The organism is Cystobacter fuscus, from assembly GCF_002305875.1.
In the GTDB taxonomy this organism is placed as follows: Bacteria; Myxococcota; Myxococcia; order Myxococcales; family Myxococcaceae; genus Cystobacter; species Cystobacter fuscus_A.
Window position 1 is genome coordinate 3,522,326 of sequence record NZ_CP022098.1, and the last position, 22,809, is coordinate 3,545,134.

General features: G+C 69.5%; 15 protein-coding genes. 2 read left to right on the forward strand and 13 right to left on the reverse strand.

Features of this window, described 5'->3' with window-relative positions:
* Positions 1-108 precede the first annotated feature (108 nt).
* From CYFUS_RS14570 to CYFUS_RS14600, 7 genes are all read right to left on the reverse strand, one after another.
* Entirely contained in the window at positions 109-4,137 is a 4,029-nt protein-coding gene (locus CYFUS_RS14570; RefSeq protein WP_232537555.1) for a myxosortase-dependent M36 family metallopeptidase, read from the reverse strand.
* A gap of 138 nt (positions 4,138-4,275) precedes the next feature.
* On the reverse strand, positions 4,276-5,028 hold the full coding sequence (locus tag CYFUS_RS14575; protein WP_095985779.1) for a hypothetical protein: 753 nt from the start codon (positions 5,026-5,028) through the stop codon (positions 4,276-4,278).
* Entirely contained in the window at positions 5,025-5,732 is a 708-nt protein-coding gene (locus CYFUS_RS14580) for a DUF4956 domain-containing protein (RefSeq protein ID WP_095985780.1), read from the reverse strand. Before CYFUS_RS14580 ends, CYFUS_RS14575 begins: the two co-directional genes overlap by 4 nt.
* A 19-nt stretch (positions 5,733-5,751) precedes the next feature.
* Positions 5,752-7,458 carry a dTMP kinase gene (gene tmk, locus CYFUS_RS14585; protein WP_095985781.1) on the reverse strand — a complete coding sequence of 569 codons (1,707 nt, stop codon included), beginning with the start codon at positions 7,456-7,458 and terminating at the stop codon, positions 5,752-5,754.
* Positions 7,459-7,464: 6 nt separating this feature from the next.
* A complete protein-coding gene (locus CYFUS_RS14590; protein WP_095985782.1) occupies positions 7,465-8,181 on the reverse strand; it encodes a VTC domain-containing protein in 717 nt (238 codons plus the stop codon).
* A 19-nt stretch (positions 8,182-8,200) separates the two neighbouring features.
* On the reverse strand, positions 8,201-9,265 hold the full coding sequence (locus CYFUS_RS14595; RefSeq protein WP_095985783.1) for a hypothetical protein: 1,065 nt from the start codon (positions 9,263-9,265) through the stop codon (positions 8,201-8,203).
* A gap of 202 nt (positions 9,266-9,467) precedes the next feature.
* Entirely contained in the window at positions 9,468-10,115 is a 648-nt protein-coding gene (locus tag CYFUS_RS14600) for a hypothetical protein (protein ID WP_157758450.1), read from the reverse strand.
* 75 nt (positions 10,116-10,190) lie between these two features.
* Here CYFUS_RS14600 and CYFUS_RS14605 point away from each other — a divergent pair, with 75 nt between their 5' ends.
* The gene (locus tag CYFUS_RS14605) at positions 10,191-12,533 is read left to right on the forward strand and encodes a serine/threonine protein kinase (RefSeq protein ID WP_095985785.1); all 2,343 of its coding nucleotides are present in this window, start codon (positions 10,191-10,193) and stop codon (positions 12,531-12,533) included.
* 7 nt (positions 12,534-12,540) lie between these two features.
* Here the strand turns inward: CYFUS_RS14605 and CYFUS_RS14610 are convergent, their stop codons facing one another.
* Together CYFUS_RS14610 and moeB are read right to left on the reverse strand one after the other, a co-directional pair.
* On the reverse strand, positions 12,541-12,873 hold the full coding sequence (locus CYFUS_RS14610) for a rhodanese-like domain-containing protein (RefSeq protein ID WP_095985786.1): 333 nt from the start codon (positions 12,871-12,873) through the stop codon (positions 12,541-12,543).
* 14 nt (positions 12,874-12,887) lie between these two features.
* Positions 12,888-14,048 (reverse strand): molybdopterin-synthase adenylyltransferase MoeB, encoded by a 1,161-nt coding sequence (moeB, locus tag CYFUS_RS14615; RefSeq protein WP_095985787.1) that lies wholly within the window; start codon positions 14,046-14,048, stop codon positions 12,888-12,890.
* Between the two features lie 209 nt (positions 14,049-14,257).
* Between moeB and CYFUS_RS14620 the strand changes: the two genes are divergently transcribed.
* Positions 14,258-14,641 carry a HesB/IscA family protein gene (locus tag CYFUS_RS14620; protein ID WP_095985788.1) on the forward strand — a complete coding sequence of 128 codons (384 nt, stop codon included), beginning with the start codon at positions 14,258-14,260 and terminating at the stop codon, positions 14,639-14,641.
* A gap of 183 nt (positions 14,642-14,824) precedes the next feature.
* Here CYFUS_RS14620 and CYFUS_RS14625 read toward each other — a convergent pair whose 3' ends face one another.
* From CYFUS_RS14625 to CYFUS_RS14640, 4 genes are all read right to left on the reverse strand, one after another.
* On the reverse strand, positions 14,825-16,777 hold the full coding sequence (locus CYFUS_RS14625; RefSeq protein ID WP_269770241.1) for a glycosyl hydrolase family 18 protein: 1,953 nt from the start codon (positions 16,775-16,777) through the stop codon (positions 14,825-14,827).
* 559 nt (positions 16,778-17,336) lie between these two features.
* A complete protein-coding gene (locus tag CYFUS_RS14630; RefSeq protein ID WP_157758451.1) occupies positions 17,337-18,539 on the reverse strand; it encodes an HlyD family secretion protein in 1,203 nt (400 codons plus the stop codon).
* A complete protein-coding gene (locus CYFUS_RS14635; protein WP_198316578.1) occupies positions 18,518-21,007 on the reverse strand; it encodes an ATP-binding cassette domain-containing protein in 2,490 nt (829 codons plus the stop codon). The genes CYFUS_RS14630 and CYFUS_RS14635 overlap by 22 nt, the downstream gene beginning before the upstream one ends.
* Complete coding sequence (locus CYFUS_RS14640) at positions 21,004-22,185, reverse strand: serine/threonine protein kinase (RefSeq protein ID WP_157758452.1); 1,182 nt, start codon at positions 22,183-22,185, stop codon at positions 21,004-21,006. The genes CYFUS_RS14635 and CYFUS_RS14640 overlap by 4 nt, the downstream gene beginning before the upstream one ends.
* Between the last annotated feature and the right edge of the window lie 624 nt (positions 22,186-22,809).

Genomic DNA, 22,809 nt, shown 5'->3' on the forward strand with positions numbered 1-22,809 from the left:
ACCACGTCCCCGGGAGGCACCCGCTCCAGTACTTGGAGCGATAACGGTTCTCCTCCCAGCGGTAAAGTGTCGACAGGTTGAAGTTTAGAGCCAATCCCCTTGTATCGCCTAACGCGTGGGTTCGGGTCGTTTGTACCGCGCAATTCCTGTCAAAAGAGAAGAGGCGGAAGGAGCCGGAGAACGAGCCGTTTTCGACCGGCGGCGGCGCGCCAGGGTGAGCAGTGCCAGACCCATCAGGCCCAGGGGGGCCTCGGCGCCAGTGGAGCAGCCACAGCGCGGCGGCTCCGGGTTCGGGGTGGGCGCGCGGTTCCCGTCCGTCACGGTCACGGAGACCGTGTCAGTGGCCGTGTCGCTGCCGTTGGAGATGGACAGCTGGAACACCAGGGGGGTGTTGGCGCTCACCTCGGGGGCGACGAAGGAGGGCGTGAGCGTGTCGGCCTCCGAGAGCGTCACCTCCGGGCCGGACAGTTGCGTCCACGCGGAGGTGAGGGGACCGTCGTCCGCATCCGTGGCGGTGCCGTGGAGCGTCAGGCTCGTGTGCTCCGCCACTTCCACGTCCTCGCCGGCCGAGATGACGGGAGGCGGAGGCTTCACGCACACCCCATCCTCCGCGTGGATGGCGGTGAAGGGCGTGTTCGTGAGGCCGCTGAACTCCAGGTCATCCAACAACCAGCCGTTGGCCCCGGTGTTCTGGTTCGAGCCAACGCGGAAGCGCAGCCGCACCGTCTTGCCCGCGTAGGCCGTCCCGAGGTCCAACCTGGAGGAGAGGAAGGCGGGGAAGTTCGTGCTCTGGCCCACGAAGGCCCCGCGGCCATCGAGCGGGTTGAGGTTGCCCTCGTAGCTGGCGAGCGTGCCGTTGTAGAGGGCCTCGCCCACGTCCTTCCACGTCCGTCCATCGTCCTCGCTCAGCTCGATGACGGCGCCGTCGTAGTTCATGCCGACGCCCACTTCGAAGTCCCAGGCCTGCTTGAACTCGAGGACGAGGGGCTCGGTGGTGCTCACCTGGAGGGGCGGGGAGGTGAGGCGCATGTCGCTCGGCCCGTTCACGTCCCTCGCGTGGAAGACGTGGTTGCCGGTGGCCGTGGGGTACTCCAGGGGGGTCCAGTTCACGTTGACGCCGTGGTCGTCATTCGTGGCGGTCCAGGGCGGGTTGCTCGACTCCACGTCCTCGGTGGTCGTGGAGGCGGGCTTCTCGTCGTAGTTGGCTCCCACTCGCCGTGTGGCCTCGCGGTTGCCTGGACGGGACGGGTCTTCCTGGCGCGTGGTGACGGTGAAGCTCAGTTGCTGGCGCCCCGTCGCGCCCTGGAGCGACACGGGGAGGGTGACCTCCGTCTCCTCCAACCTGTCCAGGGCTGGCACCTGCACCTGGCCGCCATGGCCCAGCGTCACCCCCGGGCTGGAGGAGGTGACGGTGGCGAGGGTCTGCTCGGTGCGGATGGCATCCAGGTTGCGCAGCTTGATGCGCAGCAGGCCCGTCTCGCCGTTGTCGAGGATGTTGTCCCGGTCACACGTCTTGGACACGGCCTCCACGGAGAGGGAGACGACCGTCACGTCCGCCGTGACGTCGTAGCTCTCCACGACGCCGACATGGTCCCAGGAGGTGCGGTCCGGCGCCACCGCGCCCACGCCCGCGCCACGCCGGGCGAAGGCCTCCCAGAAGCGGCGTCCATCCTCGGCGGAGGCGGCGGAGGCCGCCGCGATGAGCGCGTCTCGTGCTTCCAAGAAGGTGGGCGTGGCGGGCGTCAGCTTGTAGCCGTTGACCAGGTACTGCTTCATGCGGTGTTGGGCCTCCCCGAAGGGGTGGGCGCGCAGCAGTGACACGTAGCAGTCCCACAGCATCGTGGCCCAGATCTCACCCGAGTTGTGGGCCTCCGCGTTGGTGGAGAAGGGCGTGGTGGATGCCGGGGCGGGCAGCGGCTCTCCGTTGGCGATATGCCGGAAGGTGAGCGCGTTCCTGGCCATGTCCGCCGAGTAGGTCACGCGCCGGAGGCCGAAGAAGGTGCTGTCCTCGGACATGCCGCCCCGTGTGGCGTACCCGGCCACGGCGTAGGCGCCGTTCCAGTGGGCGTTGGCGGGGACGTGGATGTCCTCCGGGCGCGTCATCATCAGCAGGGCGGTGAAGTCCGCCCAGCCCTCGCCCAGGGACTTGCCCTGGTTGTTGGTCAGGCCGGACGCGTTCCAGACGAGGCGGTTGCTGATGTAGTGGCCCCACTCGTGCGCTGCGACGCTGTTGTCGAGCGTGCCATCCAGGTCGGGGACCAGGACGCGGTGGAGCTTCGTGGTGAGGTCGGGGAGCGTGGCCCGGAGCCTGTCGCCATCCGCCTGCGTGATGTACAGCGAGGGGAGGGTGATGTCCGGAGCGATATCCGCGGCTTCCAAGGCGCCGGACGTGTTGTTCGCGATGATGACGCCCACGGCTCCGGCTCTCTGCGCGTTGCGGATCTTCTGCACGAAGGTGCAGCCGCCGCGGTCGATGAAGGCGAGCTTCCCGGCCACCTGCGCGGCGTTGGTCAGCGCTTCGCAAGCCGTGGTGCTCGAGTCGCCGCTGGCCGCGAGCACGACCTGGCCGCCCAGGTCGAACGACTGTGGGCCGAAGTTGGCGTTACCCACCGCGTATCTGCCCGCGACGCTCGCGGGCGCGGTCACCTCCAGGTACTGGTCATCCAATGTCTCCTCGGGGCCGTCGAAGATGAACATCTGCATCTGCGGGGACGCACCGTCCGCCGGCGTCGACATGTTCCCGTTGTTGCGGCCGTCGTAGTCCTGTGCCTCGGCATGGATGGGGTCATGTTGCAGGCCGCCGCGGCCGAAGTTGTCCTGCTGGGCGTTGCCCGAGGCCTCGTCGAAGCCCACGTCGTAGAACCAGTCGTGCAGCCAGTTGTTCATGTAGAACAGCTGCGTGGTGGCCGCCTGGATCTGCCCCGCGTTGGCGGAGGGCTGGAGGCTGAAATCCGTGCTCCGGTCGAACACGCCCGGGGCCGTCACCGTGGCGCGGAAGTCCCCCGCGCCGAAGCCGTCCGGATAGACGAGGTCCGCGTAGGCGTCCACGTTGTTGCCCCGCGTCTCCGTGGCGCCGTCCGGCAGCCAGGGATCGTTCCGGCTGAAGGGGGCGTTTCGCAGGGTGACGAGTGAGGGGGCCACGTAGGGCGGCGGGGCGAAGGTGTAAGGCTTGCCCGTGGGGTGGGGCGTGGCGACGCCGCCCGCGGGTCCATCCAGCGGGGTATAGGGCTGCGTGGTCTCCGCCCAGACGCGGTAGCTGAAGTCCGTGTGCGCCGTGAGGTTGTTGCGCATGAGCAGCCGGCCGTCGACCGCGGACACGATGTAGGCGTAGTAGTCCGACTCCCGGCTCCCGGCCGGGGCCGTGTTGAGCTCCAGGTAGTAGGCGGGCACGAGCCCGGTGGGCAGGGGGAAGAACACGGGCCTGGCGCGCGCGGGGATGACGAGGCCCTCGGCCAGCGGACGCGCGTAGGGGGCGAGCTGGTAGTGGGTGTACGGGTCGTTGTCGTCCACGCGGAGGCCGGCCCGCGTGAGCAGGCTGCCATCCAGGGGGGCTCCGGTCAGGTCGCGGTAGGCCAGGGAGATGGCCTGGGGGGCCGTCAACTGGTGGCGCGGGCCCGGGGCCCGGGCGGCGGACGTGGTCGCGGAGATGTACGGGGACAGGTTGCCGCTGAGGGCCACGACCTCGTTGTTCGCGTCGAGGAGGACCTTGAGCCCCTGGCGGAACACCTCCACGCCGTCCACCTGCTGGGCGAAGGTGACGATGGACACGCCGCGCGCGTCACGGCTGATGGAGGAGACGTCCGCACCCGCCTCGGTGAGCGACTCGTGGCCATACAGGGACACGTACTCGTCGAGCTGCTCGCGCGCGGCCAGCTCGGGCTTCATGCTCGCCAGCCGCGTGCGCGGCGACCGGGCCTCGGACTTCCTTCCATTCGCCCAGACGAAGGTGGGCAGGTCGCGCTGCGCGTCCCGGTGGGCGACTCGTGCGTCCGTCGCCTCCGGTAGCAGTTGCTTGTTCGCGCGCGGTGAGGGCGGGAGGTCCTGCAGCACTTCGTAATTCGGCGGCTCTCGCGCCGTGGCGCCCGTGCTCGCGAGCGCCAGTGCCAGACTCGACCACTTGAAAACCAACCGTGTCACTCCGGGGGCTCCTTCCCACGGGCGCGCACCGCCTGGAGCCAACCCGCCTGTGCGTGAGCCTATCCCCCTGTTGGTTTCACCAGCAAAATGGCGGGGACGCCACCCCGGAGGGAGGGCGTCCCGAGGAGCCGGAGCGACTCAGGGCTTCTTGATGTCGAAGGAGACGAGTTCCTCGAGCCGCTCGCCGTCCTCCTTGACCTTGCCGATGCCGGGCACGAGCCAGTAGGTGCGGTCATCGTCCGGCTTCACCTTGTCACCGCGCTTGCGCTCCAGGCGGATGGCGTTGGTGAAGGTGCCGGCGGGGGTGGTGACGGTCTCGTTCACGCCCACGACGCGCCAGACGTAGGTCTTGTCCTTGTCCTCCGGGGTGCCATCGTCGGCGAGCGTCAGCTCGCGGACGTCCGAGGTGTAGCTCCAGCCCAGGGCCCGTGGTTTGGAGAGCGCCTTGACGGTGGCGGGATTCCAGGTCGTCACCTGCGACACCTTGCCCTGCTTGCGGTCCTCCTCGCGCAGGCGCACCACCGTCCCGTCCAGCTCGAGCTGCCAGGACATCTCCTCCTTGTTGGGCTGGGTGCTGAGCACGGCCACGGCCTTCATGGTCGTCTCGGGCACCACCTGCTCGCCCAGCACCTCCACGCGCTTCTCGAAGGTGCCCTTGGAGGGCTCCTGGATGCGGTACGTCCAGGAGGAGCCCTGGGTGAGGGGCCACAGGGTGGTGAGGGCTGGCTGCCCGTCCTCGCCCCCGGTGCCCGCCGGGATGTCCGGCAGCGTCACCGTTCCATCCGGATTCGTCACGCTGGGATTGTTGCTCTGCCCGGGCAGACTGCCGCCCTCGCCACAGCCCACCCAGCATCCCGCCGCCACCAGTACCGCCCAACTCCAGCGCTTCATGCCCGCTCCTCCTGGCCGCCCTTGCGGGCGGGCAGCTCCATCCACCTGAGTCCACGCACGGGTCCACCCGCGGCGCCACTCAGCGTGGCCGCGAGCGCTCCCGGCTCCTTCTCCTCGACTTCCAGCTCCAACCGGCGCCCGTCGAAGTCCAGGGCGCAGCTGCGCACCAGCACGTTGCGCCCGTGCAACGTCTTGCGCAGGAACTCCTCGGCGCGCACCAAGTCATCCGCCTGTGCCGACACGAGCAGCCGCTGCCTGGGGCCGTCGGCCTCCTTCTTCTCGAACGACTCCAGCACCCACAACAGCGCGCCGACGAACACGGTGCCCACCCCGGCGAGCCCCAGGCTGCCGTGGCCGCAGGCCATGCCCAGGCCGATCACCAGGAAGAGGATGGCGGCATCGCGCGGATCCTTCAGCCCCGAGCGGAAGCGCACGAAGCCGCCCAGGCCCACCAGTCCGAAGGCCTTGGCCATGCTGTTGCCGATGACGGCGGTGATGACGGCCGCCGCCGTGCACAGGAGGATCTGCGCCTGCACCATGTCCGCCTTGGGCAGGGCGCGGCCCGTGAGGAGTCTCCACGGCCGCAGGGACAACACCGTGCCCAGGAGCACCGCCGCCACCAGGCGTGGCACCATCATCCCCGCGTCCTTGAGGGAGACGCCGGAGGCCACGTCCTGGGTGAAATCCGTGAGGAACGACTCCATGGTGGTGGTCTCTCCCGCTCTAGAGCGTGGGCTGGGGGTGGTCGCCGTCGTGAGCGCGCGGTGTGGTGCGCTCCTGGGGCAGGGTGGCCGTGTGGGCGGCGGCGACGAGGGCATAGGCCTTGTGCAGCACCGGCAGCCGGGCCCCGGTCTGCTCCAGGGCCTGGAGGATGAGGGCCTCGGCGCGCTCCGTCAGGGGCAGGCCCTGCAGCGAGGAGAGCACCGTGGCCGGCCAGCGCTTCACGTGGGCCTCGCGCAACTGCCAGGCGCGCGCGTCGTCCATTCCGTCCACCGAGTCCAGGGCCTCCTTGGTGAGGGGCGCCCCCGTTTCGCGCAGGGCCCACGCCTCGGGCGTGTCGAGCCCGGTGAGCGAGCGCAGCACGACCTTGCGGGCCTTGTCCTGGAGCGCCTCGCGCAGCTCGCGCGCGAAGGGCGTGTCCAGGCCCGTGGTGCTGCGCAGCACCGCCAGGCGGTTGTGGCCGAGCAGGCGCTCGCGCAGGGCGTCCGCCTGGGCCGAGGCGAGCCCCGAGAGGCTGCGCGCCACGTCGCCGTACAAGCCCCGCTTCATGCCCAGCTCCCGCACACCCCAGGCCGTCTCGTCGTCCAGCCCGGCCAGGCCGCACAGCACGTCCGCCAGGTGGCCCTCGCCCAGGGCGCGCTCGCGCAGGGACCAGGCCGAGGGCGAGTCGTCGCGCTTGAGGCCGGAGAGCACTTCCGCGGGCGCCTGCTCATAGAGGCGCTCGCGCAGGGCCCTGGCCTGGGGCGAGGGGGTGGTGTCGATGCTCGCGGCCACGTCGCGCGGCACCACCTCCGCCAGCAGCTCGCGCAGCGCCCATGCCGGCTCGTCGTCCAGTCCGTTGAGGCTGCGCACCGTGAGGCCCGGGAAGCGCTCCACGAAGCCCAGGCGCCGCTGGTGCGCGCTGAAGCCGGGCAGGCCCCCCAATAGCCACACCGCGAGCTGCGGCTCGCGCACCTCCAGTCCGTCCATCACCCGGAAGAAGTGCTCCTCCACCTCGTCGAGCGAGCGCGGCACCGGTGCCGGCGCGGGGCGCTCGGGGGCGAGGGTCGGGCGGGGATGTTCCCGGCCTTCCAGCCGCGCCACCACCGCGTCCACCAGGCGCTGCTCCAGCACGTGCAGGGGCAGATCGTTGTTCTCGATGACGAGCCAGCGCGAGGGCTCCTGGCGAGCCATCTCCCGGAAGGCCTCGCGCATGCGCACGGCGAGGCCCGCGCCGGCGAGGCCCTTGCGGCTGTCGTTGTCCAGGGCGCGCTCGCCCTTGCTCTTGCCCAGGCGCTTGCGCAGCCGCGCCAGCTCCGGCTCCACGTCCACGAGGATGACGAGGTCCGGCCACAGGCCCCGCGAGGCCAGCTCGCACGGGGCCTGGAGCGACTCGAGCGCCAGGCCGCGTCCGCCACCGGTGAGGGCGAGCTGCGAGTAGAGGTAGCGGTCGCTGATGCACACCTCGCCGCGCGCGAGCGCCGGGGCGATGACCTCCTCGAGCTGCTGCGCGTCGCGGGCGAGGTTGAGGAAGAACTCGGTGCGCGGTGACATCTCCAGCAGGGAGGCGTCGCGCGTGAGTTCCCGGATGCGGCGGGCCACGGGCGAGCGCAGCTCACCGCCCTCGCGCGCGTGCGCCACCTTGTAGCCCAGGCGGCTCAGCCTCGCCGCGAGGAGGTTGGACAGGGTCGTCTTTCCGCTGCCGTCGATGCCTTCGAAGTCGATGAACACGGTTGCTCAGCCCTCCGCGATGCCGTCCGCGACGAATTCGTGGACCCTCGCCATTCCCTCGGCGAACTTGCTGTACGCCGGTTTGCACCCGGGGTTGAGCGCCGCCAGCCACTCGGGCAGCTCCGCTCCCAGGTGCTTCACCTCCACCACCACGCGTCCGTCCAGTGCGAGCGGCGCTCCCAGCCGCTCCGCGCTCAAGGCCGTCTGGCCGAGCGCAAGTTGTGTCGTCACCCGGTGAAAGCCAATCTCCCGATCCACCGTCACGCGCCAGGACTGGGAGAACTGGTACACGTGGCGCTGGTAGGTCACCGCGAGCACCGGCCTCAGGCTGCCCCCGGCGATGAGCGGCAGCAGGCCCGCCCCGCCGCGCATCACCTGTCCGAAGCGCGTGCGTGGCACCCACACCCGGCGCTTCTGGGTGACGCCATTGCGCTCGCGCTTGACCTCGAGCACCACGCGCTCCTCGCCCGGCATGGCCCCCAGGTCCGGCGCGTACTCCTTGGTACGCACCTTGAGACAATCCATGGGGGTGTGCAGCGAGCGCAGCGTGAGCGGATGGCCCGGCTTGTCGAAGTAGACGGAGGTGATGCGCGTGGGCTCGGGCGGCGGAGCGTCCAGCATGCCCGACAGGCGCGCGCACAGGGCGAGCGCGTCCTCGCGGTGCAGGATGAGCTTGAACTCCCGGCGCAGTTTGGTGACTTCTCCTTCAGCGAACTGGATCATGGTGCGCCCTCGCGTGCCGTCAGAAGCGGGTGGCCAGCTGGAGTGAGTATTCGAGGCCCGCGAGCTCATCCCCGGGACGCAGCGCGTGCTCGGCCTGGAGCTGGGCCTTGAAGTGCCGCGAGTAGAGGAGGTTGAGGCCGCCCACGAGCGCGTAGCCGCGCGCCTTCAACGGGCCGGTGAGCTGCAGCAGCTCCGCGCCCGCCACCGGCTGCAGCGCCCAGCCGTCCAGGCCCAGGGGCAGCATGAAGCTGGCCAGTCCCATCTGCCCCATGAAGGGCCCCACGGCGAGTCGTCCGGTGACGTACTCGCCCGACAACTCCAGTCCGCCCAGCCGCAGCGACGCGTCCGCCGCCAGGGCGTGGTGGCGCGTGCCATCGAAGACCTCGGTCAGGTAGGTGCTCGCGCCGAGCGTGAGCGCCTTGAAGGGGCGCATGCTCACGCGCAGCGCCGCGTCCTCGCCCAGGCGCGTGCCCGACGCGTCCTTGGCGCCCTCGAAGACGCCGCCGGAGATCCGCAGCTTCCACGCCTCCTTGAGGTTCACCTCACCCATGAGCCCCAGGCGCCGGCCGCCCAGCTTGTGGGTGTCCTCGAGATAGTCGGCCACGAGGCCGCGGTTCATCACCGGCAGGTCCCAGCGCGACTCCAGCTCGCGCTCCAGGAAGGGCGACTTGAACTGGCCGCCGTACAGCCGCAGTTGCTTGGAGCCGTCGGCCACGCGCACGAAGGCGTCCTTGAGCATCGACTTGGAGGAGAGGTCCGCGGTCACCTCGGCCTCCACGTACGGCAGCGAGGCCGCCAGTCCCACGCGCGCGGACTGCAGGGACAGCGAGCGCGTGTACTGCTCACGCTCGTCCGCGCTCATCCGCGCGAACACCCGCCCGAAGGGCCGCACCTGGAAGCCCCGGTCGTCTTCCTTGCGCAGGCCATCGCCGCCCTCGGACACCGGCTGCCGCGTGGGCACCTCGGGGGGGGTGGGGGGTTCGAGCTTCTCGATGGGCTCCTGCGCCCAACCCCGTGCTCCCATCAGCAGGAGCGTGGCGATGAGTGCCCGACGCCCCCCCGTGCTCCAGTTCCCCCTGCCCATGTCCGCGCCTCCCCGACCCGATCCGGCACGGGCAGTTGCAACAGGGGTGCCTGCCCGTGAAGCCGTCTGGGGGACGACACTCGCCTCGTTCCGCCGTCCAAAAGCCGTCGGGACAAGGGGGGCCTGGGGCCTCGAGGTCGTCGCGGGCGCCCGCCTTCGAGGGGGCGGCGTCTGTCGAAATTACGGCCCGGGTTGTCGAAAATTACGGTTCGCCCGGCGCGGGTGACTCCGGCGTCGCATGGATCTGCGGCGGAGGCGCCTCCCCAGCATCGGTCCCGGGGGAGGGGGGCGCCGGAGGCTCGGCCCGCTCCGTCCGCAGCATGCCCCGCACCGTGTACCCCAGCAGCGCCAGCAGCCCCACGCCCAACAGCCCCCAGCCCACCAGGCGCGACACGGGCGAGTCGCTCACCTCGAGGGGCGCGTGGAGTGCCTTGGTGCGTGTCGTCCGGAAGCCCACATCGAGCACATGGGGACCGGTGGCCTCGGGGACGAAGGTGTATTCCCAGTGGCGCTCGCCGCGCTTGACGGTGACGCTCTGGCCGTGGGTGGCGCCGGCCGGGCGCAGGGTGAGGACGAGGGGCCCGGTGAAGGGGGCGCCCTCGAAGCTGCCCACGTCGAGGCTGACATGGAGCGGCTGGCCCGCGCGGGGGGGCACGGGGCGGAGGCTGCCTTGGAGCCGCTCCTCGGTGTCCGACCAGGAGAGCTCCCAGGCCTCCTCATGGGGGGAGACCTCGATGGCGTCCCGGCGCTGCCGGCTGTCGTCTCCGGGGTGGGCCAGGGCGGAGGAGGCGAGCCACAGGCTCGTCATGAGGGGGAACAGGCGGTTTCCAACGGGTCGTCTTTGCCTCATCCCATGGGGTCGCCTAAGATGAACCACCCTGAACTCTCTCACTTCGCGCTTGCTCCCCCCGGCGAGCTACCCGGGATGAACCCTCAACTCTTTGGGAAATATCAGCTCATCAAGAAGCTCGCCACTGGCGGCATGGCCGAGGTGTGGCTCGCGCGCCAGCGGGGCATCGAGGGGTTCGCCAAGAACGTGGTGGTCAAGCGCATCCTGCCGCACCTGGCGGAGGACGCGGAATTCGTCGAGATGTTCCGCAACGAAGCGCTCATCGCCGCCAAGTTCAACCACCCCAACATCGCCCAGGTGTACGAGTTCGGTGAGGCCAACGGCACCTACTTCATCGCCATGGAGTACATCCACGGCGAGGACCTGGGGCGGGTGCTGCGCAAGGCGTACAACGCGGGGGGGTGGATCGCCCAGCCGCTGGCCATCCGCATCGTCGCCGCGGCGTGCGAGGGCCTGTACTACGCGCACACGCGCACGGACGACGCGGGCCGGCCGCTGAAGGTGGTGCACCGCGACATCTCGCCGCAGAACATCCTCATCAGCTTCGACGGCTCGGTGAAGCTGGTGGACTTCGGCATCGCCAAGGCGGCGGACCAGGCGTCCATGACGAAGTCGGGCGCCATCAAGGGCAAGTTCGCGTACATGGCGCCCGAGCAGGCCGCGGGCAAGCCGCTGGACAGCCGCGCGGACATCTTCGCCATCGGGCTGGTGCTCTACGAGATGCTCACCAGCAACCGCCCCCTCAAGCGCGACATGGAGCTGGCCACGCTCCAGGCGGCGCTCGAGTGCAACATCATGCCGCCTTCCCAGGTGGCGGACGTGCCGGCGGAGCTGGACACGGTGGTGATGCGGGCGCTGGCCAAGGCCGCGGATGATCGCTACCGCGACGCGCGCCAGCTCCAGCTCGCCCTGGAGGAGTTCCTCGTCAGCCAGCGCTGGGTGGCCGGCTCGGTGCAGATCTCCGAGCTGATGGAGGCCCTGTTCGCGGACCGGCTGGAAGAGGAGCGGCGCAGCGGCAACCCGGAGCCGCGCGGCGAGGAGTCCGCCACGGCGGCGCCCGCGGCGCCCGAGTTCCCGGAGCCTTCCGCTCCGCCCCCGCGCAGCACGTCCCGCACGATGCAGCGGGCCTCCGCCTCGGCACCTCCTCCCGCGCCCGAGATGGACTGGGAAGCCCCTCCGGGCGAGATGCAGCCGCCGGCGCGGCGCACCTCCATGCGCACGCCCGCGAGCAAGCGCCCGGAGTCGAGCACGCTCCCGGTGACGGCCGAGCCGGAGGCCGAGGAGTGGGAGGCTCCGCCCTCCACGGAGGTGGCGTCGCGCCGCCGCGCCCCCTCGGAGTCCATCCGTCGGCCCGCGCCGAGCTCCGCGTCCATGGCGCGCGCGTCCGGCCGCCAGGAAGCCGCCCGGGGCACGCCCACGGAGATGCCCGGCGCGCGGCGTCCCAACTCCGACGTCGCCATTCCCCGCCGCTCGGGCAGTCGCGTGGGGGAGCCGGCCGTGGAGCCGGAGGTCCGGCGCTCCTCGCCCGCGGCCCTGGCCATCCCTCCGCGTGTGCGCACGCCTCCCGAGGAGGAGGATCCCGAGCGCACGATGCTGCCGCCTCCCGAGCCGGAGCCGGTGCGGCGTCGCACGGGCTCACAGCCCGCGGCCGTGGCCCCGGCGGAGCCCTCCGTCCGCCGGCGCACGGGCATCCGCCCGGAGGTGGCCGAGCCGGCTCCCGTGCGTCGCCGCACGTCCTCCGTGCCCACGGCGCGCGCGGTGGTGGACGACGAGGACAGCGTTCCGGAGGCCAAGGCCGAGGTGCCGGCTCCCGTGCGCTCGCGGAGCCTGCCCCTGCCGAAGCTGCTGGGTGGCGTCGTGGTGGTGGCGCTGGTGGGCGCGGGGCTCGTCTTCCACAAACCGCTGCTGGAGATGCTCGGCAGCACGGCCATGGACGGCCAGGGCATCTACATCTCGCTGGAGACGAACATCCCCGTCGAGGTCTCCGTGAGACACAACGCGCGCTGCGGCAGCTCGTCGCCCATCACGTCCCTGGGCAGCACGCCCCTGCGGGATGTGTCGGGCGCCCACCTGCAGGACACGCTCATCCTGGAGAACAAGCAGCTTGGCATCTCCAAGCAGCTCGAGGTCCCCTTCGGCGAGCCCAACGAGCACAAGCAACTGCCTCCCGTGGAGTTCAAGACGGGCAAGGTCCGGCTCAAGCTCATGCCCGCGAAGGTCTCGGGGGTGGAGATCTTCCGGGATGGGCAGAAGCTCGGCCTCTACAGCCCGGGCCTGGGGTTGGATCTGGTGGAGGGCGATCACCACCTCATCCTACAGGGGCCCTCGCTCAAGGAGCCGGTGCAGGTGGACGTGACGGTGAGGGGCCACGAGACCGTGGATCAGCCGGTGGACGTGAGGGAGTACCTGCAGCAGTAGGGCCCCGTCAGTAGCGGGGCAGGCTCGGGTCCACCGTGCGCGAGTAGAGATCGATTCCTCCGCGCAGGGACACGGCGTCCAGGCCGTGCGCCCTCAGGTAGGCGGTGCCATCCAGGCTGCGCACGCCGTGGTGGCAGTAGACGACGATGGGCCGGCCGCGGAAGGCCTCCAACTCCTGGGCGCGCTCGTCCAGTTCCGGCAGCGGAATGAGCACCGAGCGGGGCAGCGCCACGTGGGCGTGCTCCTCGGGAAAGCGCACGTCGAGCAGCACGGGGTGGGACTCGGGGGGCCCCGCGAGCCGGGCGGCGAGGGTGGTGGGATCGATTTCCGGGATGGGCATGGGGACTCTTCCTGTCAGGCGGACGAGGCGCAGAAGCGTTCGTAGTCGATGAGCTCCACCTTGGCGCCGGGCGCGCACACGGGGCAGCGCGGATCCCTGCGCAGCTTGAGCTCCTGGAACCGGGTGCCGAGCGCGTCGAAGGTGAGCAGGCGCCCCACGAGTGGCTCTCCCACGCCGAGCAACAGCTTGAGGGCCTCGTTGGCCTGGAAGAGGCCGATGATGCCGGGCAGCACGCCGAGCACGCCGGCCTCGGCGCAGGAGGGGGCGAGCTCCGGAGGCGGCGGGGTGGGGTAGAGGCAGCGGTAGCAGGGGCCCTGGCCGGGGACGAAGGTGGTGACCTGGCCCTCGAAGCGGAAGATGGAGCCGTGGAGGTTGGGCAGGCCGAGCAGGACGCAGGCGTCGTTGAGCAGGTAGCGCGTGGGGAAGTTGTCCCCGCCGTCGAGCACCAGATCGAAGCCCTCGAGGATGCGCAGGGCGTTGTCGGAGGTGAGGCGCTCGCGGAAGGGCACCACCTTCACGTCGGGGTTGAGCGCCTCGAGGGCCACGCGGGCGCTCTCCACCTTGGGCTGGCCGGCGCGCTCGTGGGTGTGGAGCACCTGGCGCTGCAGGTTGCTCAGGTCCACCACGTCCGCGTCCACGAGCCCCAGCGTGCCCACGCCGGCGGCGGCCAGGTAGAGCGCGGCGGGCGAGCCCAGGCCGCCCGCGCCGAGCAGCAGCACCTTGGAGCCGAGCAGCTTCGCCTGACCCTCCTCACCCACCTCCGGGAGGATGAGGTGGCGGCGGTAGCGCTCCTTCTGGGCCGGGGTGAGCACGAGGGGCTTTTCCACCGGCAGGTGCGCGTCGCTCCAGCGGCTGAAGCCCCCGGCGAGCGAGGCCACGCGGGTGTAGCCCAGGTGTTGCAGCGTGGCGGCCGCCAGCGCCGAGCGGGTGCCTCCGGCGCAGTAGAGGATGAGCTCCTCGTCGCGCGCGGCCTTCTCCTCGATGCGCAGCTCCAGGAAGCCCCGGGGGATGTGGAGGGCGCCGGGAAGCCGTCCTCCCGCGTATTCGTCGCTCTCGCGCACGTCGATGAGCTTCACGGGCGCGCGCGAGTCCAACAGGCGCTTGACGTCCTCGATGGAGACCTCGCGGATCTCCTTCTTGGTGGCGGACAGCAGTTCACGGAAGGTGGGGGCCATCGGACCCCCATATAACCCGCGCCCACCGGGATTTTCCTTCCAGAAGCCGAGGGGATCGCGGGTATCCCACCTCACGTGGGGAGTGGGAATCGCCCGCCAGCGGACACGCGGCGAGTGTCGGGGCGGGGGCTCGGCCGCCTGAAAGCCGGGGGTTGGATGGCAATCCGGAGGACTGGCGTTATAAGGCGCCTGTAAGGAGACCGACCGACATGGACACCACGACGACCCCCACTCAAACGACCCCCTCCGCCCAGGGCGCGCCCGCTCCCGCGGTGCGGCTCACCGAGGCCGCCGTGGCCCAGGTGAAGAAGGTCATCCAGGACCAGGGCTTCCAGGGCTACCTCTTCTCCATCCGGGTGGTGCCGGCGGGCTGCAGCGGCCTGGGCTACGACCTGAACATGGTGCGCGAGGCCAAGCCCCACGACATCCTCTGGGAGCAGGATGGCGTGAAGCTCACCACCGACGCGCTGAGCAGCCAGTACCTGGCGGGCACGGAGATCGACTTCGTCTCCTCCATCACCGGCGCGGGCTTCAAGTTCAACAACCCGAACGCGAAGTCCTCCTGCGGCTGCGGCACCTCGTTCTCCACCTGAGACGCCGTCCCACGAGGGGCCCTGCGCCGCTCGTCGTCACCGGGCACTCCCCCGGAAGGTCTTTCGACGGATGGGCCAGAAACGCGAAAGGGACGCGCCGGTGCCAGAGGCTGGCCGGTGCGTCCCTCCCGGTGAGAACGGGAAGAGGGGCGCGAGGTCGCTCCCCTCTTCCTGCAGGCTGCTCTAGCGGTTGGTGTGGAGGGCGTTGATCAGCTCACCATTGCTGGTGTCGCCGGACAGCTCCCAGAAGAACGCGCCGCCGAGGCCCTGGTTCTTCTTGTAGGTCATCTTGCTGGCGATCGTGCTCGTCGTGTCGTAGCTCCACCACTGACCGCCGCAGTAGGCGTACGCCGTGCCAGCCACGGTGCCAGTCGGGGGGCACCTGGTGATGAGCACCTTGTAGTCCTCGATGCCCGGCTCATACGTCCCCGGCGCGGCCCCCGTGGCCGTCTGGTTCAGACCTCCGTTGGTGTTCGGCACGCCGGTCCACCCGCGACCGTAGAACCCAATGCCAATCAGCAGCTTGTTCGCCGGCACGCCCTTGCTCTTGAACAGCTGGATGGCGGCGTCGGTGTAGAACTTGTCCTGGCCGTTGCTCGTCGGCATGCCCGACCAGGCCGTCAGCGCCGAGTGGGGAGCCGTCGGACCCTGCGCGTTGAAGGCGCCGAAGAAGTCGTAGGTCATCACGTTGTACCAGTTGACGTACTGCGCCGCGGCGGCGTAGTTGGCCGCGTTGATGGGCCCGGCGCCCGCGGGCACCGCCGCGGTGACCAGGGCGGAGGAACCGAACCGCGCGCGGAGGGCCGACATCAGCCGCACGTACGCATCCGGCCCGCTCGTGTCGCAGCTGAGGCCGCAGGCGTTCGGGTACTCCCAGTCGATGTCGATACCATCGAACACGTCCGCCCACCGCGGATCCTTGACGAGGTTGTAGCAGGACTCGGCGAAGGCCGCCGGGTTGGCCGCCGCCTGCCCGAAGCCGCCCGACCAGGTCCAGCCACCGAACGAGAAGAGCACCTTGATGTTCGGGTAGAGCTTCTTGAGCTTGCGCAGCTGGTTGAAGCTGCCGCGCAGCGCGCCCGTGTCCCAGGTGTCGGCAACGCCGTCGACGCTCTCCGCGGCGGAGTAGGCGCGGTCATAGTCGGCGTAGGTGTCACCCAGCACGCACTGGCCGTTGGTGACGTTGCCGAAGGCGTAGTTGATGTGGGTCAGCTTGCTCGCCGAGCCGCTCGTGACGATGTTCTTGACGTGGTAGTTGCGGCCGTAGACGCCCCACTGGGCGAAGTAGCCGAGGATGATGGAGCCGCCACCGCCGGTGTTCGCGCTGGTGGTGACATTCAGGCCAGCGCTCTTGGCGGACGTCCCGGACTCGTTCCGAGCGGCCACGGAGAACGTGTAGGCGGTGGAGGCGCTCAGGCCCCCGACGGTGTAGCTCGTGGCGGTGCCATTCGTCTGGGCCACGCGGGTGCTGCCGTTGTAGACGTCATAGCCCACGATCGAGCAGTTGGTGCCGGCGCTGGGCGCGGTCCACGACAGGCTGACCGACGACGCGTCCTTCGAGGGCGAGGTCAGACCCGACGGAACACCCGGCGACACCGTGCAGTTACCGCCCGACGCGCTCGTGGTGACCGAGAGGGTGCTGGAGGCCGCCGAGACGTTGCCCGCGGCGTCCTTGGCCTTGACGGAGAACGAGTAGGCGGTGGAGGCGCTCAGGCCCCCGACGGTGTAGGACGTGCCGGTGGAGCTGCCGGCGAGCGAGCCGTTGCGGTAGACGTCATAGCCCGTCACACCGACGTTATCGCTCGAGGCGCTCCAGCTCAGCGCGACGGAGGTGGAGGTCTTCGACGGCGACGTCAGGTTGGCCGGTGCGGTGGGCGCCTGCGTGTCGCCCCCGCCACCGCCGCTCTGCAGCTCCCAGAGGGCCGGGACGTTCGGCGGCTCCCAGCCCGTCAGCGACGTGTGGGCCTGGATGCACTTGTAGGTCGCACCGCCGTAGGTCACCAGTGCCCCCACCGCATAGCTGGTGTTGGGCGCCCACGCGGCGGCCAGCGCGGAGATGCCGGCGCGGTTGAGCGAAGTCTCGGTGGGCTGGGAAAGGTCCGGCGCCCCGGTGCAGGCCGCCAGGGTGGCGAGCAACGCGATTCCTGACGTGAACCTTCTGAGTTTTGAAGCGGTGTTCAACATGTGAGTGACGCTCCCTTTCTGAAGCCACCTGAAGGACGATGCTCAGGTGGTATTAGATTGGACTGCTCTCCTTGTACTCTCTAGCATCGGAATTTCGACGGAAAAGTTGCTGATTCTGGGAAATAACCGCCAGCAGGGTTTTCATCGCAACCAAAAAACCCAGTTAAAACATGGGTTTAACAGCTCTTTCCCTCGCTTCCCGCCCTGCCCGAATTCGAGCCCGCCCGTGGTATTCAACTGGTATCATGGCGAGCATACCACTCCCTCTCCTCACTCCTTGATTCCGTGGCCGTTGAATTATTGAAGTGAGTGGATAACGGTTCCCGGGTCGACGCAGCTCCGACCCCGAGAACTTCGACGATGACGCGGACCTGCTCCCCAAGGCGGTGCAAGCACGCCTGTGGGCTTGCCCCGGCGGATCGCGATTCGCGGACTTGCTGCGAGGCTCCAGGGCTTTTGCTGTTCCTGCGCTATCTTCCCTCGTCACCCGCTGGCGCAAACCAGCCGCGAGCTACCCCTCGACGCGATCGAAGAGCTTCGCCAGGACGGACTCGTAGAGCCGCAGTTGCCCGGTGACGATCTCGCCTCGCACCTTGTAGCCCGGGCGGAGCTCGAACGGGTGGGGCGCGGGCAGGTCCACGATGGCGAAGAATTCATTGGCATCGTTCGGTGGGGACACGTAGCGGACGCGTCCCTTGAGCACCCCGTACCGATGGAAATGATACGCGTCCACCTTGAGGTGGGCCCGCTGGCCCGTCAGCACTTGCTTCACCTCGTCTTGCGTCAGTTTGAACTTCGCATACAGCGCGCTCCCGTCCTCCAGTACGGGCGCCACCTCGACCAGGATTTCTCCCGCGAGGAGCCGGTCGCTGCTCGCCTTCGTATTGTGGACATAGCGGATGGTGCCGCGGATGTCCGCCCGCACCTCCTGCCTGGCCGCGAGTCGGCCGCGCAGCTCCTTCTCCTCGCGCTGCTTCTCCAACTCCCTGCGCAGCTTGTTGGCCCGCTCGAGGAGCGAGAGCCGCGCCGCCTCCGCGTCGAGGAGTTCCAGCTCGACGCGTGTGAGCTCATCGCGGTAGGTGCTCCCCAGCTTGAGCCCCGCCGCCTCCTGCTCCCGACGAAGCCTCAGCAGCTCGGCGGCGGCGCTCCTCGCCTCCAGGACGCCGCGGTAGTCCGCCTCGTGCTCCTCCTTCGAGAGCATCCCTCGCTCGTGCAGCCCGCGGCTGCGCTCCGCCTTCACCTCCGCCAACGCCTGCTTCTCCCGGGCGAGCTCCAGTTGGCGGGAGAACGCGCCCAGGCTCTCGTGGGATTGGGCCTCCTCCACCCCGTGTCTCTGTCGCAGGATGGCGAGCTGGCGGCGGTGGCGCACGGCCCGCTCGCCCGCATTGTCGATCTGCTCCACCACCGTCCGCAGCTCTTCCTCCAGGGACAGGGAGTCCGCCTCCGCCTTTCGCGCGGCGGCGTCGACCTCCTCGTTGTCCAGGAGCATCAGGAGCTGGCCCTCCCGCACCTCGTCCCCCTCGCTGACGTACTGGGCCACCACCCGCACCTCGTACGGCGCCTTGTGGACGGAGCGGGGCCGGGAGGAGAGCACCTCCCCCTCGCGCACGCGCACGACGGCATTCACCTCCACCGTCGCGAAGAGCACCGCCCCGAGGCCGAAGCTCCCCACGAGCAGGGCGAACATTTCCCTTATGTAGCCGAGGCCGCCCATGACACCTCCCGGACCGGCGTGCCGTCCGCTGCCTCCTCTCCGCCCGCCTCCTGGATGCGCCCGCCGCGCAGCAGGACCTTGCGGCTCAGGTGCAGCCCCTCCACGGTCTCGTGCGAGATGAAGAGCATCGCCTGCTCGTCAATCTCCCCCAGCAGTCTGGCGATGGCGGCCTTCGACTCCTGGTCAATCCCCCGGAAGATCTCGTCGAAGATCAGCACGTCCGCCTCCGAGAGCAGGGCGCGCAGCACCAGCACCTTGCGCCGCTGGCCGGTGGAGAGGTTTCGCCCCCCTTCCTCGATGAGCCGCTCCAGGTAGTCCGGGTGCTGGACGATGCAGTCGTAGAAGCCGATTCGTTTGGCCAGCTCCACGATGCGCCGCGTGCTGTGGCGCCGGCCGAAGGTGATGTTGAAGCGCAGCGTCTCGTTGAAGAGCGAGTCCTCCGCCGAGACCAGCACCACCCGTCGCCGCAGCGCCCGCTCGCCGAGGAGTTCACGGGGGACGTCGTTGACCAGCACCGTCCCTCCGGAGGGTTGCTGGAGCCCGGCCAGCATGCGCACCAGGGTGGACTTCCCGCTCCCGTTGACCCCCATCAGGAGCACCTTGTCCCCCCTGCGCAGCGTCAGGTCCACCCCTTCCAGGACGCTCAGGCCCGAGGGGTAGCGGTAGGTGAGCCCCCGCGCCTCCAGCACCTCCACCCGCACGTCCTCCTCCGGCGCGCGCGAGGCACGGCTGGCTGCGCCCTCGCCGAAGTCGAAGTAGCGCCTCAGGATCACGAGGTTCTCCTGCAACGAGAGGTTCTCCTCGAGCAGCGTGGTGAAGGAGGAGAAGATCCTCGCCGACAGGGCGATGAAGGTGAGGAGCTGTCCGAGCGTGACGGCCTGGTTCGCGATCAGCCCCCGGGCGCACAGCAGGATGAGCAGCAGCGAGGCGGCCGTGGTGACGAGGGAGACGGCCGCGGTGCTGGCGAGGTCGAGCAGCTTCCCCTTGCGTTGCGTCTCCAGGTAGCGCCCCGTCTGGGTCCCCAACTGCGCGTTGAAGTGCGCCTCCAGGTTGAAGGCCCGGATGGGCTGCACTCCCTCCATGCCTTCCACCATGCAGGAGAGCAGGTCGGCCTTGTTCCGGAAGCGCTGGTTCTCCAGCCGCCGCAGCGCCGGCGTCACCGCCACGAGGAGGGCGCCCAGCAGCAGCAGGGTCACCAGCACGAGCGCGGCGGCCTGCCAGTTGAGCACGAACAGCACGACGAGCGCGTTGAGCGAGACCCAGGCGTTGACGACGATGCGTGAGAAGTAGCGGGTGAAGAATCCCTTGAGCTTGAGGCTGTCGCTGATGCGCTCGATCAGGTCTCCCCGCGTGAAGGAGCGCAGGTACTGGATGCTCCCCGTGAGCGTCCGCTCCCCGAAGCGCAGCAGGAAGTAGCGGTCCAGCTCCAGTCCCAGGTGCACCGCCACGTACCGGGTGTACACCCCCATGAGAATGTCAAACAGCTTGAAGAGTCCCAGGCCCAGGGTGAAGGTGGCCAGCACTTCGAAGTCGAACTGGGGGATGACCTCGTCGACGAGCAACTGGTTGACGAAGACGGCGGTGTGCGTCGTCGCGGACGAGAGCACGGCGGCCAGGAGGAAGAGGTTCAAGATACCGCGCAGCTCGCCGAGTTCCTTCAACAGCCGCCAGAGCGGATGGGCCGGCGTTTCGTCAGGCACCTGCCGCTCCGCCCTCGAGGCCGGCGGCCGCACCGCGAGCACCACGGGCACCGTGAGCACCCGCCTCGCTTCACTGCCTTCCACCGTGCGGAAGCGCTGGGGAACGGACGAGTGCTGCGGCTGGTGGATCAGATCGGCGAGGAAGGCCCGCTCGGCGGCCTCGTCCTTCAACCCGAAGTTCTGCTTCACGTGGCCGAAGTAGAGCAGCTTGTTGTACAGCGTCGCCACCTCGGCCTCGCTGGGAGGGGCTTCCAGTTGGAGTCCGTACCTCCCCAACTCCTCCATCACCTGGCCCCGGATGCGGCTGCGCCACAGTTCTTCCGTCAGGGGCACCTGGACGGTGTGCGCGCGCTGGACGAAGTCGGCCACCCTCCAGCGCTCCACCTGCCCGTGGGTGGGGTTGAGGATGCGCAGCCGCCCCCGCTCCACCCCGTCGACCACCACGTAGTGCAGCAGTCCGGTGGCCTGCACGCGCACCGTGGCCAGACACGGGGCGAACTCGCTCAGCTTCCTCTCCAGCCCCGCGGCATCGTTGACGTCCAGGGGTTGCGTGCGCACCCCGAAGCCGTGCTCCTGGAGAAACGCCTTGAGGTTGTCGAGGCGCAGCCCCTCGGCCTCCAGGGGCAGGGCGGCGGCGATGGCCTCGCGACTCATGGGGACCCCGAGCCGCTCGCAGAGCGTCTTCACCGCGCTGATTCCGCAGTCGTTGCTCCTCAGTTGCGGATCCACCTTCAGACGGGCCTGGCGCATCCATCTCCCGAGGCTCATGGGCGGACGCGCTCCCTGGCCCGGACGGGCTGAGCGCCGCATTGCTGGGCCGCACGCCAGCCCTCCAGCATCTCCACGGCGTGAGGGAAGCGCTCCTCCGGGGCTTTGGCGAGGGCGCGCTCGATGACGTCTGCGAGGGCCGCTGGAATGCGCTCGCCCTCGGGAGTCCGCACCGCGCGGGAGGCGGGCTGGCTGCGAATGGCTTGCGCCAGACGCCTCCAGAGCACTCCCTTCGAGAAGGGCTCGTGGCCCGTGAGGATTTCGTGGAGCAACACCCCCAGCTGGAACACCTCCGAGCGCATGTCGCCCGGGCGGCTGCTGATGCTGAGCGAGCCAGGCTCGATGCGCTCGGGAGGCATGAAGGTGGGAAGGCCACCGTGGGGGACGGAGGCCTCCTCCGCCGCGTCGCCGCTGCGCCGCGAGAGGCCGAAGTCGATGAGCTTCACCCGGTGCTCGTCCGTCAGCATGAAGTTGCGCGAATGGACATCGCCGTGCAGGAAGCCGTGGCGGTGCAGGTGGGTGATCGCGGCGAGCGCCTCGGCGCCGATGCGCACTCGCTCCGGCAGGGACAGGACGGTCTCCGCCATGGCCTGATGAATGGGAGTGCTGCCGGCGTGCTCCAGCGCGGCGTAGCAGGGCTCCCCGGGGTGGAAGGCCAGCAGGCGGCAGACGTTCTCATGGGGGGCCAGCCCGGCCATGAAGGAGAACTCCCGCTCGAAGAGCTTGCGCGCGCGACTTGCCCGGGGCCCCTGCGGGATGAAGACCTTGAGCACCACGGGCATCCCGGTGCCCACCTGCCGCGCGTGATGGAGCGCCACGTCTGGTTTCTCTACGATCAGCTCTCCGACGCGGTACTCACCGAGCACCTGCCCGGGGATGAACACCCAGGTGGACTCCTCCTGGAAGTCCGCCCCCGCGGAGCGCAGCAGGCCGGCGCGCCGCATGCGCTGGAAGAAGGTTCGTACCGTGGCGGCGATGGCCTCCGGGGGACACCCCGCCCGGCGCGCCAGTTCCTCCAGCGCCTCCGCCTCCGCCCGCGGAGTTCTGAACAGCTCCAGGTAGCTCTTGATGACCCGGTTGACCAGGTAGCAGGACTGGTGAGCGCGCGTGTCCACCACCAGGAAGCGCTCGTCGACGTTTGCGCTGGTGCTCGCGTCCGAGCCACCGGGGAGACTCAAGCCTTCGTCTTCGCTCGAGGGGTAGAGTTCCAGATACTCCGGAAACACATAGAGAGGTTGCTGTTCCATGACCGGGACAGGAGCGGGGTGCGCCGGGGCTGAGGCCTGTTCTTCAGCCCGCTCTACTTATGGCCAGACGTCCAGGAGCAGCTCTTGCTTTTGCTCTTACTCTTGCTGGTCCCGCAGGAGTCGTGCGACTTTCCTCCCGCCTTGAACTCGAGGACGCGGTCCATCTGCTCTTCGGTCAGCTCATTGATGATGGTCGAAAGGTTCAGCATTGGAGTCTCTCCAGGAAAGAGATTGATGGTGAATGTTGCAGATGCTGATGCCGTAGCGCACCGCCCCCGATGCGACCCGCTCCGAATCGCATCGTGAAAGGACGCTAGCAGCAACCCACTCGAGGCAGAACTGCCCTCGCGGCTGGCCTTGACGGCGCATAGCATACAGAGGTTGTTCATCCACCTCGTGCCGCGTCGCGCCGTCGAAGGGGGCCTCGCGGTGACGAATGGGCAGCGCAACACTCCAAATCCATACACATCTACCGCTGTGCGCCAGGCCGGTGGAGAGGCCGTGCCGCCCCAGGGGGTACATGCCCAGCCCGGGCGGCCCCTCCAGGATGAGGGC

Bases quoted from the DNA above. Each gene is read 5' to 3' on its own strand.
- CYFUS_RS14575 (WP_095985779.1), bottom strand. From the start codon at position 5,028: ATGAAGCGCTGGAGTTGGGCGGTACTGGTGGCGGCGGGATGCTGGGTG.
- CYFUS_RS14580 (WP_095985780.1), bottom strand. From the start codon at position 5,732: ATGGAGTCGTTCCTCACGGATTTCACCCAGGACGTGGCCTCCGGCGTC.
- CYFUS_RS14590 (WP_095985782.1), bottom strand. From the start codon at position 8,181: ATGATCCAGTTCGCTGAAGGAGAAGTCACCAAACTGCGCCGGGAGTTC.
- CYFUS_RS14595 (WP_095985783.1), bottom strand. From the start codon at position 9,265: ATGGGCAGGGGGAACTGGAGCACGGGGGGGCGTCGGGCACTCATCGCC.
- CYFUS_RS14600 (WP_157758450.1), bottom strand. From the start codon at position 10,115: ATGAGGCAAAGACGACCCGTTGGAAACCGCCTGTTCCCCCTCATGACG.
- CYFUS_RS14605 (WP_095985785.1), top strand. From the start codon at position 10,191: ATGAACCCTCAACTCTTTGGGAAATATCAGCTCATCAAGAAGCTCGCC.
- CYFUS_RS14610 (WP_095985786.1), bottom strand. From the start codon at position 12,873: ATGCCCATCCCGGAAATCGATCCCACCACCCTCGCCGCCCGGCTCGCG.
- moeB (WP_095985787.1), bottom strand. From the start codon at position 14,048: ATGGCCCCCACCTTCCGTGAACTGCTGTCCGCCACCAAGAAGGAGATC.
- CYFUS_RS14620 (WP_095985788.1), top strand. From the start codon at position 14,258: ATGGACACCACGACGACCCCCACTCAAACGACCCCCTCCGCCCAGGGC.
- CYFUS_RS14630 (WP_157758451.1), bottom strand. From the start codon at position 18,539: ATGGGCGGCCTCGGCTACATAAGGGAAATGTTCGCCCTGCTCGTGGGG.
- CYFUS_RS14635 (WP_198316578.1), bottom strand. From the start codon at position 21,007: ATGAGCCTCGGGAGATGGATGCGCCAGGCCCGTCTGAAGGTGGATCCG.